The following is a 16,565-nucleotide window of genomic DNA, read 5'->3' as shown; positions in this document are numbered from 1 at the left end:
GGCCCGGGCGGTCCCGCGTCTGTCGGTGGTGCTCCGTAGACTGGACCGCGTGAGTGAGCAGCCCTCGTCCAGCGACCATCCCGACAGCGACGGCTTCGACGACATCGTCGAAGCCGAGACCAGCAGAGACCCCGACCTGGCGGTGATCGAGGCCGGCAGCCGCACCCTGCGCGCGCAGGCCGGACCGCCCCAGGACGACGCCGTACCCGGCCGGCCCGGCGACCCGGAGGTGGACAAGGCGCTGCGGGAGGTCGAGCAGGAGCTCGCGACCCGCTGGGGCGAGACCAAGCTGGAGCCGTCGGTGCGCCGGATCGCGGCGCTCATGGACGTGCTGGGCGAGCCGCAGCGCTCGTACCCGTCCATCCACATCACGGGCACCAACGGCAAGACGTCCACGGCCCGCATGATCGAGGCGCTCCTCGGCGCGTTCGAGCTGCGCACCGGGCGGTACACCTCGCCGCACGTCCAGTCGATCACCGAGCGGATCAGCCTGGACGGCGGCCCGATCAGCGCCGAGCGGTTCATCGAGACGTACCAGGACATCAAGCCGTACGTGGAGATGGTCGACGGCAGCCAGGACTACCGGCTGTCGTTCTTCGAGGTCCTCACGGGCATGGCGTACGCCGCGTTCGCGGACGCCCCGGTCGACGTCGCGGTGGTCGAGGTCGGCATGGGCGGCACCTGGGACGCGACGAACGTGATCGACGCGTCGGTCGCCGTCGTCACCCCGATCTCGCTGGACCACACCGACCGGCTCGGCACGACCCCCGCGGAGATCGCCGGTGAGAAGGCCGGGATCGTCAAGGACGGGGCGACCGTCATCCTGGCGCAGCAGCCGGTGGACGCGGCGCAGGTCATGCTGAAGAAGGCCGTCGAGGTCGACGCGACGGTGGCCCGGGAGGGCATGGAGTTCGGTGTCGTCTCCCGGGAGGTCGCCGTCGGCGGGCAGCTGCTGACGCTGCGCGGACTCGGCGGCGAGTACGAGGAGATCTTCCTTCCGCTGTACGGGGCGCACCAGGCGCACAACGCGGCGGTGGCGCTGGCGGCGGTGGAGGCGTTCTTCGGGGTCGGCGCGCAGCACGCCCGGCCGCTGGACGTCGACACGGTCCGCAAGGCGTTCGCCGCGGTGTCGTCGCCGGGCCGCCTCGAGGTCGTGCGCCGCAGCCCCACGGTCGTGCTGGACGCGGCGCACAACCCGGCGGGCGCGCTGGCGACGGCCGAGGGCATCAGCGAGGCGTTCGGCTTCTCGCGGTTGATCGGTGTGGTCGGCGCGAGCGGCGACAAGGACGTGCGCGGACTGCTCGAAGCCTTCGAGCCGATCTTCGCGGAGGTCGTCGTCACGGCGAACTCCAGCCATCGCGCGATGGACGCCGACGAACTCGCGGCGGTCGCCGTCGAGGTCTTCGGCGACGACCGCGTGGTGGTCGAGCCCCGGCTTGACGACGCCCTGGAGGCGGCGATCACGCTGGCGGAGGAGGAGGCCGAGTTCGGGGGAGCGGGCGTCCTGGTGACGGGTTCGGTGATCACGGTCGGCGAGGCCCGGCTGCTGCTCGGGAAGGGCTGAGGACGGACATGCGTACGCTCTGCGCGTCCACGCTGATCGGTGAGTTCTTCGTGATCGGCTTCGCCGGTCTCGTCGCGATGAAGGACGACAGCCTGGCCATGGGCACGGTGTGGACGGTGTGCGGCATCGCGATGCTGCTGACCGTGCTGCTGTGCGGTGTGATCACCCGGCCGGGCGGCGTCCAGCTGGGCTGGGTGCTCCAGGTGGCGCTGATCGCCAGCGGCTTCATCGTGCCGATCATGTTCTTCCTGGGAGCGGTCTTCGCCGGCCTGTGGTGGGCGTCGGTCCACTTCGGCCGGAAGATCGACGAGGCGAAGGCCCAGTGGGCCGCCACCCAGTCGGACCCCCAGCCCCGGTAGGACCGTCACACCCGGTAACCTCGGCCAGAACCGCACACCCCGGCCTTCAAGGAGCCGCACACCATGACCCAGCGCACCCTCGTCCTGCTCAAGCCCGACGCTGTCCGCCGCGGCCTGATCGGCGAGATCATCGGCCGCGTCGAGCGCAAGGCCGGCTGGAGCATCACCGCGCTGGAGCTGCGCACCCTGGACCAGGACACCCTGGAGCAGCACTACGGCGAGCACAAGGGCAAGCCGTTCTACGAGCCGCTCGTCGCGTTCATGTCCTCCGGCCCGGTCGTCGCGCTCGTGGTCGAGGGCGAGCGGGTCATCGAGGGCGTGCGCGCGCTCGCCGGGCCGACCGACCCGATCGCCGCGGCACCCGGCTCCATCCGGGGGGACTACGGGACCATCGTCCGGGAGAACCTGATCCACGCCTCGGACTCGGAGGAGTCCGCCATTCGGGAACTGAAGATTTTCTTCCCGGGGATTTCCTGATCGGCTGTCAGCCAAACAGCGCTCATGACCTGGGGCGACCGAAGGAATTTCGGTCGCCCTTCGGCATATGACGGGGCCGACCGGGAACGCATCGGTTCGACACCTCGTCACCTATACAGAGGCGGACCACCGCGCCGTGTCCGCGAGGGCGGCACTACGATGGAATCCTCCGCTCCACACGATCCAGCGCGCCGTCCTGAGAAGCCGTCAACGCTCTATTGGGAAGGCCCGACGCATCCTCATGGGAAACAAGGGGAACTCAATGTCGTTCATCGGCCGTGACATGGCTGTCGACCTCGGGACCGCCAACACGCTGGTGTACGTCAGGGGTCGCGGCATCGTCCTCAACGAGCCGTCGGTCGTCGCCATCAACACCAACACCGGTGGCATCCTGGCGGTCGGCGCCGAAGCGAAGAAGATGATCGGCCGGACCCCCGGCAACATCGTCGCCGTACGGCCGTTGAAGGACGGCGTGATCGCCGACTTCGAGATCACCGAGCGGATGCTCCGCTATTTCATCCTGAAGATCCACAAGCGGCGCTATCTCGCCCGCCCCCGGGTCGTCGTCTGTGTGCCGTCCGGTATCACGGGAGTCGAGCGCCGCGCGGTCATCGAGGCGTCCACGCAGGCCGGCGCCCGCCAGGTGCACATCATCGAGGAACCCATGGCGGCGGCCATCGGCTCCGGCCTGCCGGTGCACGAGGCCACGGGCAACATGGTGGTCGACATCGGCGGCGGCACCACCGAGGTCGCCGTCATCTCGCTCGGCGGAATCGTCACGGCACAGTCCATCCGGGTGGCCGGCGACGAACTGGACAACGCGATCATCCAGCACATCAAGAAGGAGTACAGCCTCCTCCTCGGTGAGCGCACCGCCGAACAGATCAAGATCACCATCGGTTCGGCGTACGACCTGGAACAGGACGAGCACACCGAGATCCGTGGCCGCGACCTGGTCTCCGGGCTGCCCAAGACCGTCGTCATCTCCGCCGCCGAGGTCCGCAAGGCCATCGAGGAACCCGTCAACGCGATCGTGGACGCGGTGAAGACCACCCTCGACAAGTGCCCGCCGGAGCTGTCCGGCGACGTCATGGACCGGGGCATCGTCCTCACCGGCGGCGGCGCCCTGCTCCGTGGCCTGGACGAGCGGCTGCGCCGCGAGACCGGCATGCCGATCCACATCGCCGAGGACCCGCTGGACTCGGTGGCGCTCGGCTCCGGCAAGTGCGTTGAGGAGTTCGAGGCGCTCCAGCAGGTACTGGACGCCCAGCCCCGCCGTTGACGTGGTGTGCGAGTCAGCCGTACGGGTGCTGTCGGACCCGTACGGCTGATCGTTGATATAACGGCACAAACATTCCTACGAGGAAGGCACGGCCGCCCCACGTGAGGGACACGAAAGAGAGCCGACTGCTGCTGGTGCTCCTGGTCACCGTCGCATTCGCGCTGATCACAGTGGACATCCGAGGTGGTGAGGACTCGCCGGTCGCCGCCGCCCGCCGGGCGGCCGCCACCGTCTTCGGCCCGGTCGAGAACACGGTCGCCTCGGCGGTGAACCCGATCGGCAACGCGATCGGAGCCGTACGGGACTCCGGCGAGCGCCACAGCCGCATCGCCGCGCTCGAACGCGAGAACGCCGCGCTCAAGGCCAAGCTCGGCAGCGACGACCGCAACCGCAACCGCGTCCGCGAGCTGGACAGGCTGCTCAGGACGGCCGGCGCCGGCCAGTACGGCATCAAGGCCGCCGAGGTCATCGCCATAGGAGCCGCGCAGGGCTTCTCCTGGACGGTGACCATCGACGCCGGATCCGACGACGGCATCCAGCGCGACATGACCGTCCTCAACGGCGACGGGCTCGTCGGCCGCGTCACCACCGTCGGGCCCTCGACGGCGACCGTGCTCCTCGCCAACGACCCCGACTTCACCGTCGGCACCCGGATAGAGCGCACCAACGAGCTCGGCTTCGCCACCGGCCAGGGAGACCGGCCGCTGTCGGTGCAACTCCTCAACGGCAAGGCCAAGGTGAAGGCCGGCGACCGGCTCGTCACCTTCGGCTCGCAGGCCGACAAGCCGTTCGTCCCCGGTGTCCCGGTCGGCGAGGTCGTCAAGGTCGACCCGTCCGGCGGCGACCTCACCCGTACGCTCTTCGTCCGCCCGTACGTCGGATTCAGCCGGCTCGACATCGTCGGCGTCGTCGTGCAGCCGCCGCGCACCGACCCGCGCGACCTGGTCCTCCCGCCCAAGCCGACGCCCGCCCCGACCGTCACCGTCACGGTGACGCCGTCCCCCGGCGGCGAACAGGAGGCGGGCCAGCAGCCGCAGGGCGAGGCGGAACCCCTGCCACCGGGCGAGGCCGTACCGCTGCCGCAGGACGAGGCGCTCCCTAGGCCCGAGCCGAGCGGCCGCATCGACGAGCAGGAGGAGTGAACGGATGCGCTTCAACCGGATACTGCTGTCCACCACCCTCGTCGTCGTCGCGCTCGTCGTCCAGGTCACCGTCCTCGCCCGGCTCCAGCTGCCCGGTGCCGTCCCCGACCTGCTGCTGCTGACCGTCCTCGGCCTCGCCCTCGTGTACGGGCACGTCAGCGGCGCCCTCATCGGCTTCGGCGCCGGACTCCTCGCCGACCTGGCCCCGCCCGCCGACCACGCCGCCGGGCGCTACGCCCTGGTCCTGTGCGTCATCGGCTACCTCGTGGGCCTCACCAAGCCGGAGAACGGCCAGGTCCGCTCGGCCACCGGGCCCATGGTCATGGTGGTCGCCGCGGCCATCGGCTCGACGCTGCTGTACGCGCTGGTCGGCGCCCTGGTCGGGGACACCGCCGCCCGTCACGTGGGCCTGGTGTCGCTGCTGTTCACCGCAGTGATCTACGACCTGCTCCTGGCGCCGTTCACCGTACCGTTGATCATGGCGCTGGCCAGACGCGCCGACAACGACCCGCTCGCCGAGTCCACCACCTCCGGCACCGATGTCGCCGCCGGCTGGATGGCCTCCGGCACCGGGCTGCGGATCGGCGGCCAGCGCGGCGGACTGCGCGCCAAGGCCGCCCGCAGCCGGGCGGCACGGGCCGGACGCATCAAGGGGGTCAAGCGGCTGTGACGCCCACGACCCGAGAGGCCCGGGGGAGGACACCGTGAGCACCGCCCTCCCGTCGCCCGCGACCGTCCTCGCGCCGCCCGCCACAGCCCTCCCGTCGCCCGCCGACGCCCTTCCCCGGAAGAGGCCGCGCCCATGAGCAACATTCCCGAGACCGGCCGGACCCCGCGCGTCCAGATCCGCCTGATCGTCATTCAGGTCCTCGTCTTCTCGCTGCTGTTCACCCTCTTCGGCCGCCTGTGGTACCTCCAGATCCGCAACGGCGACGAGTACACCGCCGAGGCGAGGAGCAACCACGTCCAGCAGGTCGTCCAGCCGGCCGTCCGCGGCTCCATCCTGGACGCCCGCGGAGTGCCCCTCGCCGACAACGAGACCCGTCTCGTCGTCTCCGCCTCCCGCACCGAGCTGATGCGGATGAAGGACGACGGCAAGGCCGTCCTCACCCGGCTCGCCGGCGTCCTCGGCATGACGCCGAAGGAGGTCATGGACAAGGTCCGGCTGTGCGACTCCAAGACGCCGCAGCCCTGCTGGAACGGCTCGCCCTACCAGCCGATCCCGGTCACCGACGAAGCCACCACCCAGCAGGCCCTGCAGATCCGCGAGCGCGCCGAGGACTTCCCCGGCATCACCGCCGAACCCACCGCGGTCCGCCGCTACCCCGCGCCCGGCAAGGCCCGCACGGCGCAGGTCCTCGGCTATCTCTCCCCCGTCACCGACGAGGAGATCGAGAAGGCCAAGGACACCGACTCGCCGTTCCTCCGCTCCGACCAGGTCGGCCGCTCCGGCCTCGAGCGCACGTACGACAAGTGGCTGCGCGGCAAGGCGGGTGTCACCCGCTACGAGGTCGACAAGCTCGGTCGGGTGCTCGGCCAGGCCGAGAGCGACCCGGGCAGGCCCGGCTCCACCGTCGTCACCAGCATCGACGCCCGGGTCCAGGCCGTCGCCGAGTACGAGCTGCACCAGGCCATGGAGGCCGTCCGGGGCGAGACCGACAAGATCACCGGCCGCCCGTACGAGGCCGACGCGGGCGCTGTCGTCGTCCTGGAGTCCAAGACCGGGCGCGTCGTCGCGATGGCCTCCCAGCCCGACTACGACCCCAACGCCTGGGTCGGCGGCATCTCCGCCAAGGAGTACGCCCAGATGACCGGCAAGAGCTCCAACTACCCGCTGCTCAACCGCGCCATCCAGGGCCAGTCGCCCGCCGGCTCGGTCTTCAAGGTGGTGTCGGCGAGCGCGGCCGTACGGGCCGGCTACCCCTTCAACGACCGCTACAACTGCAGCGCCTCCTACAGCATGGGCAACCGCAGCTTCGCGAACTTCGAGTCCCGGGGCCACGGCCCCATCACCCTCGGCGACGCCCTCAAGTTCTCCTGCAACACGGTCTTCTACCGGCTCGGCCACCAGGAGTGGCAGCGGGACGGCGGCATAAAGCCGAAGAAGAACGCCAACGACTGGTTCTACCGGACCGCCCGGGACTTCGGCTTCGGCTCCGAGACCGGCATCGACCTGCCGAACGAGGTCAGCGGACGCATCCCCGACCGCCAGTGGAAGCAGAGCTTCTGGGAGGCCAACAAGGACTCCTGGTGCAAGCAGGGCAAGAAGGGCGGCACCTACGTCGAGCAGATCGCCTACGAGAGCTGCCTCGAAGGCAACCAGCTGAAGGCGTTCGACAGCATCAACTTCGCCATCGGCCAGGGTGACGTCCTCATCACCCCCGTCCAGCTGGCCACCGCCTACGCCGCCATCAGCAACGGCGGGACCCTCTACAACCCCACCATCGGCAAGGCCGTGATCAGCCCCGACGGCAAGAAGATCGAGGAGATCAAGCCCAGGGCCCACGGCAGGCTGCCGGTCGACGCCCAGACCGTCACGGACCTCGACAAGGGCCTGCGCTCCGTCGTCGAGCCCGGCGGCACCGCCGCCTGGCGGTTCGGCGGCTGGCCACAGGACAAGATCCCGATGCGGGCCAAGACCGGCACCGCGCAGGTCTACGGCAAGCAGACCACCTCATGGCTCGCCACCTACACCGACGACTACACGATCGTCATGACCATCTCCCAGGGCGGTACCGGCTCCGGCGCCTCCGGCCCCGCCGTGCGCAACATCTACGACGCGATCTACGGCCTGGACGACGCGGGCAACCAGGACCTGAAGCGGGCCCTGCTGCCCACGCCGCAGAAGGCCCTGCCGAAGATCCAGCAGGACGGCTCCATCGACGCCCCGACCGTCAAGCCGTACGACCCCGAGTCGCAGAAGGTCGACCCGGCCGAGCAGGGCGGCCAGCCAGGGCTCGCGGGCCCGCCTCCCATCTGGAGGGACTGACCGACCATGCCAGGAACCAACGGCTTCTCCGTCTCCCGGTACACCCCCGAACGCGGCGCGTGGGCCAGGCTCACCGCCCGCGACTCGATGGTGCGCCGACTCGACTGGCCGCTGCTCTTCTCCGCGCTCGCCCTGTCGTTCGTGGGGGCGCTGCTGGTCTGGTCCGCCACCCGCAACCGGACCGAGCTCAACCAGGGCGACCCGTACTACTTCCTCCTGCGCCACGTCCTCAACAGCGGCATCGGCATCGCCCTGATGATCGCCACCATCTGGCTCGGCCACCGCACCCTGCGCGGCGCCGTCCCGGTGCTCTACGGCATCTCCGTCATCCTGGTGCTGCTCGTCCTGACCCCGCTCGGCGCGACCATCAACGGCGCGCACGCCTGGATCAAGCTCGGCGGCGGGTTCTCGCTCCAGCCGTCCGAATTCGTCAAGGTCACCATCATCCTGGGGATGGCGATGCTGCTGGCGGCCCGCGTCGACGCGGGCGACCAGCTCCATCCCGACCACCGCACCGTCGCCAAGTCGCTCGGCCTGGCCGTCCTGCCGATGGCCATCGTCATGCTGATGCCGGACCTCGGCTCCGTCATGGTCATGGTCGTCATCGTGCTGGGCGTCCTGCTCGCCTCCGGCGCCTCCAACCGCTGGATCTTCGGCCTGATCGGCGCCGGTGTCGCAGGCGCCGTCCTCGTCGCCGCGCTCGGCGTGCTGGACGAGTACCAGATCAACCGCTTCGCCGCGTTCGCCAACCCGGAGCTCGACCCGTCGGGCGTCGGCTACAACACCAACCAGGCCCGTATCGCCGTCGGCTCCGGCGGCCTCTACGGCGCCGGACTGTTCAACGGCCACCAGACCACCGGACAGTTCGTGCCCGAGCAGCAGACCGACTTCATCTTCACCGTCGCCGGTGAGGAGCTCGGCTTCCTCGGCGCCGGCGCGATACTCGCCCTGCTCGGTGTGGTGCTGTGGCGGGCCTGCCGCATCGCCCGCGAGACGACCGAGCTGTACGGCACGATCGTCGCCGCCGGCATCATCGCCTGGTTCGCCTTCCAGTCGTTCGAGAACATCGGCATGACCCTCGGCATCATGCCCGTCGCCGGTCTGCCACTGCCCTTCGTCTCGTACGGCGGATCCTCCATGTTCGCCGTGTGGGTGGCCGTCGGCCTGCTCCAGTCGATCCGGGTCCAACGCCCCATAACGGCATAGCGGGGTTCTGCACTAGATTCGGTGCATGGCGGATACAAAACGCGAAATCGAGCGAAAGTACGAAGCCACATCCGACACCCGGCTGCCGGACCTCACCCGCGTGCCCGGCGTCTCGGCCGTCACCGACCAGGGCACAGCGGAACTCGACGCCGTCTACTACGACACCGCGGACCTCCGACTGGCCGCCCACTCCCTCACCCTGCGCCGGAGGACCGGGGGCGACGACGCCGGCTGGCACCTCAAACTGCCCGTCGCCCCCGGGATCCGCGACGAGATCCACGCCCCCCTCGCCGACGACGTCCCGCACCCCCTCGCCGGACTCGTCCGCGCCCGCACCCGGGGCGACACCCTCCTCCCCGTCGTACGGCTCCGCTCCTCCCGTCACATCCACCACCTCGAGGGCGGCGACGGAACCCCGCTCGCCGAGCTCAGCACCGACACCGTCAGCGCCGAACCGCTCACCGACGGCGGCACCACCGCCACCTGGACCGAGATCGAGGTGGAACTCGCCGACGGCGGCGACCCCGCGTTCCTCGACGCCGTCGACAAACGCCTCCGCAAGGCCGGACTGCGCCCCGCCGCCGCACCCTCCAAGCTCGCCCGCGCGCTCACCGAGACCGGCGCCGCCCCCACCCCGCCCCGGCGCCCCGACGCCGGTGCCGCCGACCACACCGCGGGCGGCCACATCCTGCGCTACCTGCGCGAACAGGCCGACGCGCTGCTCACCTACGACGCCGCCGTACGACGCGACCTGCCCGACTCCGTCCACCGGATGCGGGTCGCCACCCGCCGCCTGCGCAGCGCGTTCCGTACGTACAAGCGCGTCCTCGACCGGACCGCCACCGACCCCGTCGCCGACGAACTGAAATGGCTCGCCGCCGAACTGGGCGTCGACCGCGACCAGGAGGTCCTCGACGACCGGCTGCACACCGCGCTCGACGCCGTCCCCCTGCCGCTGCTCCTCGGCCCGGTACGCGGCAGGCTCCGCGTCTGGACCGCCGCGCGCCGCTCCGGATCGCGCGGCCGCACGGTCGCCGTCCTCGACAGCGAGCGGTACCTCACGCTCCTCGGCGCCCTCGACACGCTGCTCACCGACCCGCCGCTGCGCCCCGCGGCCGCCGACCCGGCCGCCGACGTGCTGGCCCGCGCGGTGCGCAAGGACCACGACCGGGTGGCGGCGCGCATCGAGCACGCCCTCGCCCTGCCCCCCGGCCAGGACCGGGACGTCGCCCTGCACGAGGCGCGCAAGGCCGCCAAGCGCGCCCGGTACGCGGCCGAGGCGGCACGGCCGGCCCTGGGCAAACCCGCGAAACGGTTCGCCAAGCGCATGAAGGCCGTGCAGAACGTCCTCGGCGAGCACCAGGACGCCGTAGTCGCCCGCGAGGCGCTGCGCACCCTGGCGATCCAGGCGCACGCGGCGGGCGAGACCGCCTTCACCTGGGGCCTGCTGTACGGGCGCGAGGAACTGGCGGCCGCCGACCGCGAACGCGAGCTGCCCGAGGTGTGGGCGAAGGTGACCCTGCGCGGTCTGCGCGGCTGAGGCGACCGGTGGCCGTGGGGGCGGCGGGGGCGGCGGGGGCCGGTCGTCCGCCGTGCGAGGGACGTCCGGCACTCGCGTTACGCTAGAGAGTCGCCCCCCGCCAGGCCCACGAAGGTTTCAGATGTCCGAGTCGGTCTTTCCACAGCTCGAAGCTCTGCTCCCGCATGTGCAGAAGCCCATCCAGTACGTCGGTGGTGAGCTCAACTCCACGGTCAAGCCGTGGGAGAGCTGCGACGTCCGCTGGGCGTTGATGTACCCGGACGCGTACGAGGTCGGGCTGCCCAACCAGGGCGTCATGATCCTCTACGAGGTACTGAACGAGCGCGAGGGCGTCCTCGCCGAGCGCACGTACAGCGTGTGGCCGGACCTCGAGGCGCTCATGCGCGAACACCAGGTGCCGCAGTTCACCGTGGACAGCCACCGCCCCGTGCGGGACTTCGACGTGTTCGGCCTCAGCTTCTCCACCGAGCTGGGCTACACCAACATGCTCACGGCCCTGGACCTCGCGGGCATTCCGCTGGAGTCCAGGGACCGCGGCGTCGACGACCCGATCGTGCTCGCGGGCGGTCACGCCGCGTTCAACCCCGAGCCGATCGCGGACTTCATCGACTGCGCGGTCATCGGCGACGGCGAGCAGGCCGTCCTCGACATGACCGAGATCATCCGCGCCTGGAAGGCGGAGGGTCGTCCCGGCGGTCGCGAAGAGGTCCTCCTCCGCCTGGCCAAGACGGGCGGCGTGTACGTCCCCGGCTTCTACGACGTCGAGTACCTGCCGGACGGCCGCATCGGCCGTGTCGTACCCAACCGTTCCGGTGTGCCGTGGCGGGTGTCCAAGCACACCGTCATGGACCTGGACGAGTGGCCGTACCCGAAGCAGCCCCTCGTGCCGCTCGCGGAGACCGTCCACGAGCGCATGTCCGTCGAGATCTTCCGCGGCTGCACCCGCGGCTGCCGTTTCTGCCAGGCCGGCATGATCACGCGCCCCGTGCGGGAGCGAAGCATCACCGGCATCGGCGACATGGTCGAGAAGGGTCTCAAGGCGACGGGCTTCGAGGAGGTCGGTCTGCTCTCGCTGTCCTCCGCGGACCACTCCGAGATCGGCGACATCGCCAAGGGCCTCGCCGACCGGTACGAGGAGGACAAGATCGGTCTGTCCCTCCCCTCGACCCGGGTCGACGCGTTCAACGTCGACCTCGCCAACGAGCTGACCAGGAACGGCCGCCGGTCCGGTCTCACCTTCGCCCCCGAGGGCGGCTCCGAGCGGATGCGCAAGGTCATCAACAAGATGGTCTCGGAGGAGGACCTGATCCGTACGGTCTCCACGGCGTACGGCAACGGATGGCGGCAGGTGAAGCTGTACTTCATGTGCGGCCTGCCCACCGAGACCGACGAGGACGTCCTCCAGATCGGCGACATGGCGGTCAAGGTCATCGCCGAGGGCCGCAAGGTCTCCGGTCAGAACGACATCCGGTGCACCGTCTCGATCGGCGGGTTCGTGCCCAAGCCGCACACCCCGTTCCAGTGGGCTCCGCAGCTGAGCGCCGAGGAGACCGACGCCCGCCTGGAGAAGCTCCGCGACAAGATCCGCGGCGACAAGAAGTACGGCCGCTCGATCGGCTTCCGCTACCACGACGGCAAGCCCGGCATCGTCGAGGGCCTGCTCTCGCGCGGCGACCGCCGCGTCGGCGCCGTGATCCGCGCCGTGTACGAGGACGGCGGCCGCTTCGACGGCTGGCGCGAGCACTTCAGCTACGACCGCTGGATGGAGTGCGCGGCGAAGACCCTCCCCGAGTACGGCGTCGACGTCGACTGGTACACGACGCGCGAGCGCACCTACGAGGAGGTCCTGCCCTGGGACCACCTGGACTCCGGTCTCGACAAGGACTGGCTCTGGGAAGACTGGCAGGACGCCCTGGACGAGACCGAGGTCGAGGACTGCCGCTGGACGCCGTGCTTCGACTGCGGCGTCTGCCCCCAGATGGACACGCACATCCAGATCGGCCCCACCGGCAAGAAGCTGCTGCCGCTGACGGTCGTGAAGTAGCCGTGACCAGCGCCTCAGCCATCCAGCGGATGGCTGAGGCGCTTGCCGACATCCCCGAGGCGGACCGCGCCGAAGCCCTGCGAGGGCTCGGAGCGAGGGAGCGCGAGCAGGCTCCCCGCCCTGAGCGGCGCACGCCGCTTCCCACCCCTCGGCGGGACCCGGGCATCGTCTCGGCGGTCGCGTGGGTGTGGGGCGTGCAGAGGCGTTCGGGCGATCTGGTCCGGGCGCCTCTCGGCGTTCCGGGGGCCGGGTTTATGCGACAACGCGCATGGTCGCGGTTCCGCATGGACGGCGTGTTCACCCCGCTCGTACGGTCGTGGCGACCGGCCCGCAGAGGGCCCGCAAGAGGGGGTTCAGCATGGCGCGCGAAGAACTCACACGGCCCACGAACGTCTTGAACTTCTCCGTCCAGGCTTCACCATCCAAGAACGGCCGGACACGGCCGTCCCTGGTCGATGTCGAGCAGATCTTGCGAGCGCTGCACGCTCCGCCGGAGCTGATCGCCAAGGTCTCCGCCCTTGCCAGGATGGCGAACACCGAGTGGCGGAACCTCCGAGAGCTCCGGCGCAAGGGGCTCGGTACGAGACAGGCCGAGCTGAAGTCGCTCGCAGCGTCGTCTACGCACCTGCGCTACTTCCTCCTCTCGATGGTTACCGGCCTGCTCGCAACCCCGGAGTACGTACGGGCGAGCCTGGCTCACTCGACGGCCGACACCAGCAAGGCAGTGGCGGGGAAGCTGGGACGGCAAGCCGTCCTCTACGACGCCTCGAAGCGGTTCACGTTCGTTCTGACCGAGCAGGCGGTTCGGTGGCCGGTCGTCGCCCCGCTGGCGCTCGCCGAGCAGATGGACCGGCTGGCGTCCCTGTCCTACCTCCCGAACGTTCAGATCGGGGTGATTCCCGTAGGGACGCCGACGCCCCGAACCCCTCTGAGTACGTTCACCATCTACGACGCCGCGTTGGTCACCATCGAGACGACGGCGGGAAGTCTCGTACTCCGCGACGGCCGCGATGTCCAGGCGTACCTGAAGGAGTTCGCCGGGTACGAGGAACACGCCCTCTTCGGCGAGGACCTTCGTGCGTTGCTCGCCGAGTGGTCCGCCGCTTGCCGTGCATGACTTCAGTCGACTACGCGACTGAGACGCCATCCCGCGGGCACCCAGGGGGATCATCCTTCGGCAGGCGAACAGTCGGGAGGTCTCACGGATGAGCACACCGAAGACGACGATGGCAGGGCCGGTGAACCTGACACTTCCAGAGGGTGACCCGGACCCCGTCGCGGGCTGTCGGCAGTGCCTCGGCGTCGCCGTGACCCGAGCCAACGCCCGATCGGTCGGCGACTACTCGAAGGCGACGGACGCGAACGTCGTGCTCCGCACGCACCTCCGGGAAGACCACGGGGCCGAGTGATGCCGCGCGCGGTCCTGCGGTTCGTGACGCACCGGATCACGCGGCATCCGGACACGGACGTGACCTTCGAAGCGGAGTGCCTGCACTGCGAGTGGACGGCGAAGCCGTCGACGGACAGTGCGGCGGTCGATGTCGAGTGCATGAGTCACACCGGCCTGAGCGGCCATCGCGGGGTTCCGGCGGATCTGCACGTCGTTCGCCATGGTGGTGAGGGCTGAGTAAGGCAGTGGTGTACGTCCACGTACGACAACGGCCCCCGGCGTGAGCCGAGGGCCTGTCTGAACTCCTGCGCGCCAGTCTCAGGCGCTCTCTCCGAGGTGCCGGTACAGCGCGGTGGCTCGGGGGACTCCGAGGGCCTTGGCCCGGGCGCAACCCGGGCCGGGCTGTCGGCGTCATGACCGGCATGACCGTCATGGAGCTGGACACGCATCCCCGGCCCGCCGCCCCGCCACCCGCGCGGTACGAGGGCGGTGAGGGCCGTCTGACGGCCCTCGTCCGCATCCCGGTGCGGATCGTGGTGCTGCTCGTCGTGCTGCCGGTTCGGCTGCTCTGGGACGCGCTCGTCGTCGGCGCGCGCGGCTTCCGGCGGGTGCTGCTCCGACCGCTCGGACGCGCCCTGACCTGGGTGTACGAGACGCTGCTCGCTCCGGTCGGGCGCGCCGTGGCCTGGTTCCTGGGCCGGGTGCTCACGTACGGCCTGGTCGTGCCGGTGTCCTGGCTGTACCGCCGGGTGCTGACCCCGCTGGGCCATGGCGTCGCCTGGCTGGTGGAGGCTGCGGTCACGGGTCTGGGTGCCGTGCTCGCGGCAGTCGGCGGCGCACTGGCATGGCTGGTGACGACGTTGCTGGTGGCGCCGCTGGCGTGGTGCTACCGGACGGTGCTCGTCCCGGTCGGGCGGGGGACGGGCCTGCTGCTGTGGGCGGTGTGCGTATGGCCGTGGACGGCGCTGTACCGCTGGGTGCTGACGCCGCTCGGGCACGCGCTCGCGTGGCTGGGCGAGCGGGTCCTCGCCCCGGTCGGACGGGGTGCGTGGTCGGGGCTCGGCCTGCTGGCGCGGTGGCTCGTCGGGGTGCCCGCCGTCTTCGTGTACCGGTGGGTGCTCAGCCCGGTGGGCCGGGGCCTCGTCGCCGTCGGGCGTGAGATCGTCGCCGCGGTCGGCGTCGCCTGGCGGATCGCCGGCCATGTCTCGCGGGCGGTGGGCCGCGCCCTGAAGTGGCTGGCCTGGATCCTGGTCGGCCGGCCCGCCGCCTGGTTCTACCGGAACGTGTGCACACCGGTGGGTCACGTCGTGCGGGACGCGCTGTGGCGTCCGGCACGGAGGGCCGCCGCCGAAGCCGGCCGGGTCGCCCGTGCGGCACTGTCCTCCGCGCGCGAGACGGTGCGCCAGGCCCGGCAGGACGCCTGGCGGGCGCTGGTGGGCGGGTCCCGGCGGGCGGAGCCTGTGGAACCGGGACGGGCCCGGGCGCGTACTCTGGGTAGTACTACATCGACCGCCCCCGGCGCGGCGCCCGCAACCGAGACCGCCCTGCGGAAGCAGGGCTGAGCCGGCGGGACCCCCGGGAGCGCCCCACGCTCGTGGGCGGTGCGCCACCGCGCCCGCCCCGCACCGAGGAGAAGAACCACTGGGCAAGCGACAGCCCGAAGGCCCGCCGCCCGCACCGGCGGTGCAGCGCATCCGTCTGCGCTACACCAAGCGCGGCCGCCTCCGGTTCACCAGCCACCGAGACTTCCAGCGCGCGTTCGAGCGCGCCCTCCGCCGCGCCGAGGTGCCGATGGCGTACTCGGCGGGCTTCACTCCGCACCCGAAGGTGTCGTACGCGAACGCGGCCCCGACCGGAACGGGCTCCGAGGCCGAGTACCTGGAGATCGCCCTCACCGAGGTCCGCGACCCCGACAAGCTGCGGGAACTGCTCGACGAGTCGCTGCCCGACGGCCTCGACGTCATCGACGCCGTAGAGGCCCGTACGTCGGGACTCGCCGACCGGCTCACCGCATCCGTGTGGGAGCTGCGGCTCGACGGGGTGGAGCCGGCGGACGCCGAGCGCGCCGTCGCGGCCTTCCTCGCCGCCGACGCCGTCGAGGTCCAGCGCAAGACCAAGAACGGGATGCGGACCTTCGACGCGCGGAGTGCGGTTTCGGGACTCGAAGCGGCGCCCGCGCCGTCCGATAGGCCCGTGGACGGCCCCTGTGCGATACTGCGGCTGGTTGTTCGGCACGTGACACCTGCCGTGCGACCCGACGACGTCCTGTCCGGTCTCCGAGCTGTGGCCGACCTGGCGCCGCCGGTCCCCGTAGCGGTGACCAGGCTGGCGCAGGGGCTCTTCGACGAGGAGTCCGGCACGGTGACCGACCCGCTCGCGCCCGACCGCGAGGCTGTCACGGCCGCCCCACCCAAGGCCGCCGGATCCGCCGCCGCGAAGGCGGCTCCGACAGCCGGAGGCGGGGCAGGTCCCGCGTAGGGGCGGTCGTTGTAGCGCGGTCCTCGCACCCCGGGAGCCACCTGGGTCGGGCCGCGTACAGACACAGAAGACTTTCGCCAGGCCGTGCGTACAT

At 70.8% G+C, this 16,565-nt stretch carries 14 protein-coding genes; all 14 read left to right on the top strand.

Annotation, left to right across the window (positions count from 1 at the left end):
• Positions 1 to 49 precede the first annotated feature (49 nt).
• On the top strand, positions 50 to 1,564 hold the full coding sequence (locus ACGF5U_RS03890) for a bifunctional folylpolyglutamate synthase/dihydrofolate synthase (protein ID WP_392712717.1): 1,515 nt from the start codon (positions 50 to 52) through the stop codon (positions 1,562 to 1,564).
• Positions 1,565 to 1,572: 8 nt separating this feature from the next.
• Positions 1,573 to 1,923, top strand: coding sequence for a DUF4233 domain-containing protein (locus tag ACGF5U_RS03885; RefSeq protein WP_392712716.1), 351 nt, complete (start codon positions 1,573 to 1,575; stop codon positions 1,921 to 1,923).
• Between the two features lie 63 nt (positions 1,924 to 1,986).
• The gene (ndk, locus tag ACGF5U_RS03880; RefSeq protein WP_392712715.1) at positions 1,987 to 2,400 is read left to right on the top strand and encodes a nucleoside-diphosphate kinase; all 414 of its coding nucleotides are present in this window, start codon (positions 1,987 to 1,989) and stop codon (positions 2,398 to 2,400) included.
• Between the two features lie 262 nt (positions 2,401 to 2,662).
• A complete protein-coding gene (locus ACGF5U_RS03875) occupies positions 2,663 to 3,682 on the top strand; it encodes a rod shape-determining protein (RefSeq protein WP_019886273.1) in 1,020 nt (339 codons plus the stop codon).
• Between the two features lie 101 nt (positions 3,683 to 3,783).
• Complete coding sequence (gene mreC, locus ACGF5U_RS03870) at positions 3,784 to 4,824, top strand: rod shape-determining protein MreC (RefSeq protein ID WP_392712714.1); 1,041 nt, start codon at positions 3,784 to 3,786, stop codon at positions 4,822 to 4,824.
• Positions 4,825 to 4,828: 4 nt separating this feature from the next.
• Positions 4,829 to 5,494 carry a rod shape-determining protein MreD gene (mreD, locus tag ACGF5U_RS03865; protein ID WP_392712713.1) on the top strand — a complete coding sequence of 222 codons (666 nt, stop codon included), beginning with the start codon at positions 4,829 to 4,831 and terminating at the stop codon, positions 5,492 to 5,494.
• 132 nt (positions 5,495 to 5,626) lie between these two features.
• The gene (gene mrdA / locus ACGF5U_RS03860; RefSeq protein ID WP_392712712.1) at positions 5,627 to 7,813 is read left to right on the top strand and encodes a penicillin-binding protein 2; all 2,187 of its coding nucleotides are present in this window, start codon (positions 5,627 to 5,629) and stop codon (positions 7,811 to 7,813) included.
• Between the two features lie 6 nt (positions 7,814 to 7,819).
• A complete protein-coding gene (gene rodA, locus ACGF5U_RS03855; protein WP_392712711.1) occupies positions 7,820 to 9,019 on the top strand; it encodes a rod shape-determining protein RodA in 1,200 nt (399 codons plus the stop codon).
• A gap of 25 nt (positions 9,020 to 9,044) precedes the next feature.
• Positions 9,045 to 10,559: a CHAD domain-containing protein gene (locus ACGF5U_RS03850; protein WP_392712709.1), complete on the top strand. Its 1,515-nt coding sequence runs from the start codon at positions 9,045 to 9,047 to the stop codon at positions 10,557 to 10,559.
• Between the two features lie 121 nt (positions 10,560 to 10,680).
• Entirely contained in the window at positions 10,681 to 12,603 is a 1,923-nt protein-coding gene (locus tag ACGF5U_RS03845; RefSeq protein ID WP_392712708.1) for a TIGR03960 family B12-binding radical SAM protein, read from the top strand.
• 358 nt (positions 12,604 to 12,961) lie between these two features.
• Positions 12,962 to 13,720, top strand: coding sequence for a DUF5753 domain-containing protein (locus ACGF5U_RS03840; RefSeq protein ID WP_392712707.1), 759 nt, complete (start codon positions 12,962 to 12,964; stop codon positions 13,718 to 13,720).
• 88 nt (positions 13,721 to 13,808) lie between these two features.
• Positions 13,809 to 14,012: a hypothetical protein gene (locus ACGF5U_RS03835; protein ID WP_389646797.1), complete on the top strand. Its 204-nt coding sequence runs from the start codon at positions 13,809 to 13,811 to the stop codon at positions 14,010 to 14,012.
• Between the two features lie 394 nt (positions 14,013 to 14,406).
• Positions 14,407 to 15,555, top strand: a complete 1,149-nt coding sequence (locus tag ACGF5U_RS03830; RefSeq protein ID WP_392712706.1) for a hypothetical protein — start codon at positions 14,407 to 14,409, stop codon at positions 15,553 to 15,555.
• Between the two features lie 121 nt (positions 15,556 to 15,676).
• Positions 15,677 to 16,471 (top strand): TIGR03936 family radical SAM-associated protein, encoded by a 795-nt coding sequence (locus ACGF5U_RS03825; protein ID WP_392712705.1) that lies wholly within the window; start codon positions 15,677 to 15,679, stop codon positions 16,469 to 16,471.
• Positions 16,472 to 16,565 lie beyond the last annotated feature (94 nt).

Source organism: Streptomyces sp. NPDC047886, from assembly GCF_043204435.1.
In the GTDB taxonomy this organism is placed as follows: domain Bacteria; phylum Actinomycetota; class Actinomycetes; order Streptomycetales; family Streptomycetaceae; genus Streptomyces.
Note: the sequence above shows the minus strand (reverse complement) of the source record. Positions and strands in the feature narration are given on the sequence as shown.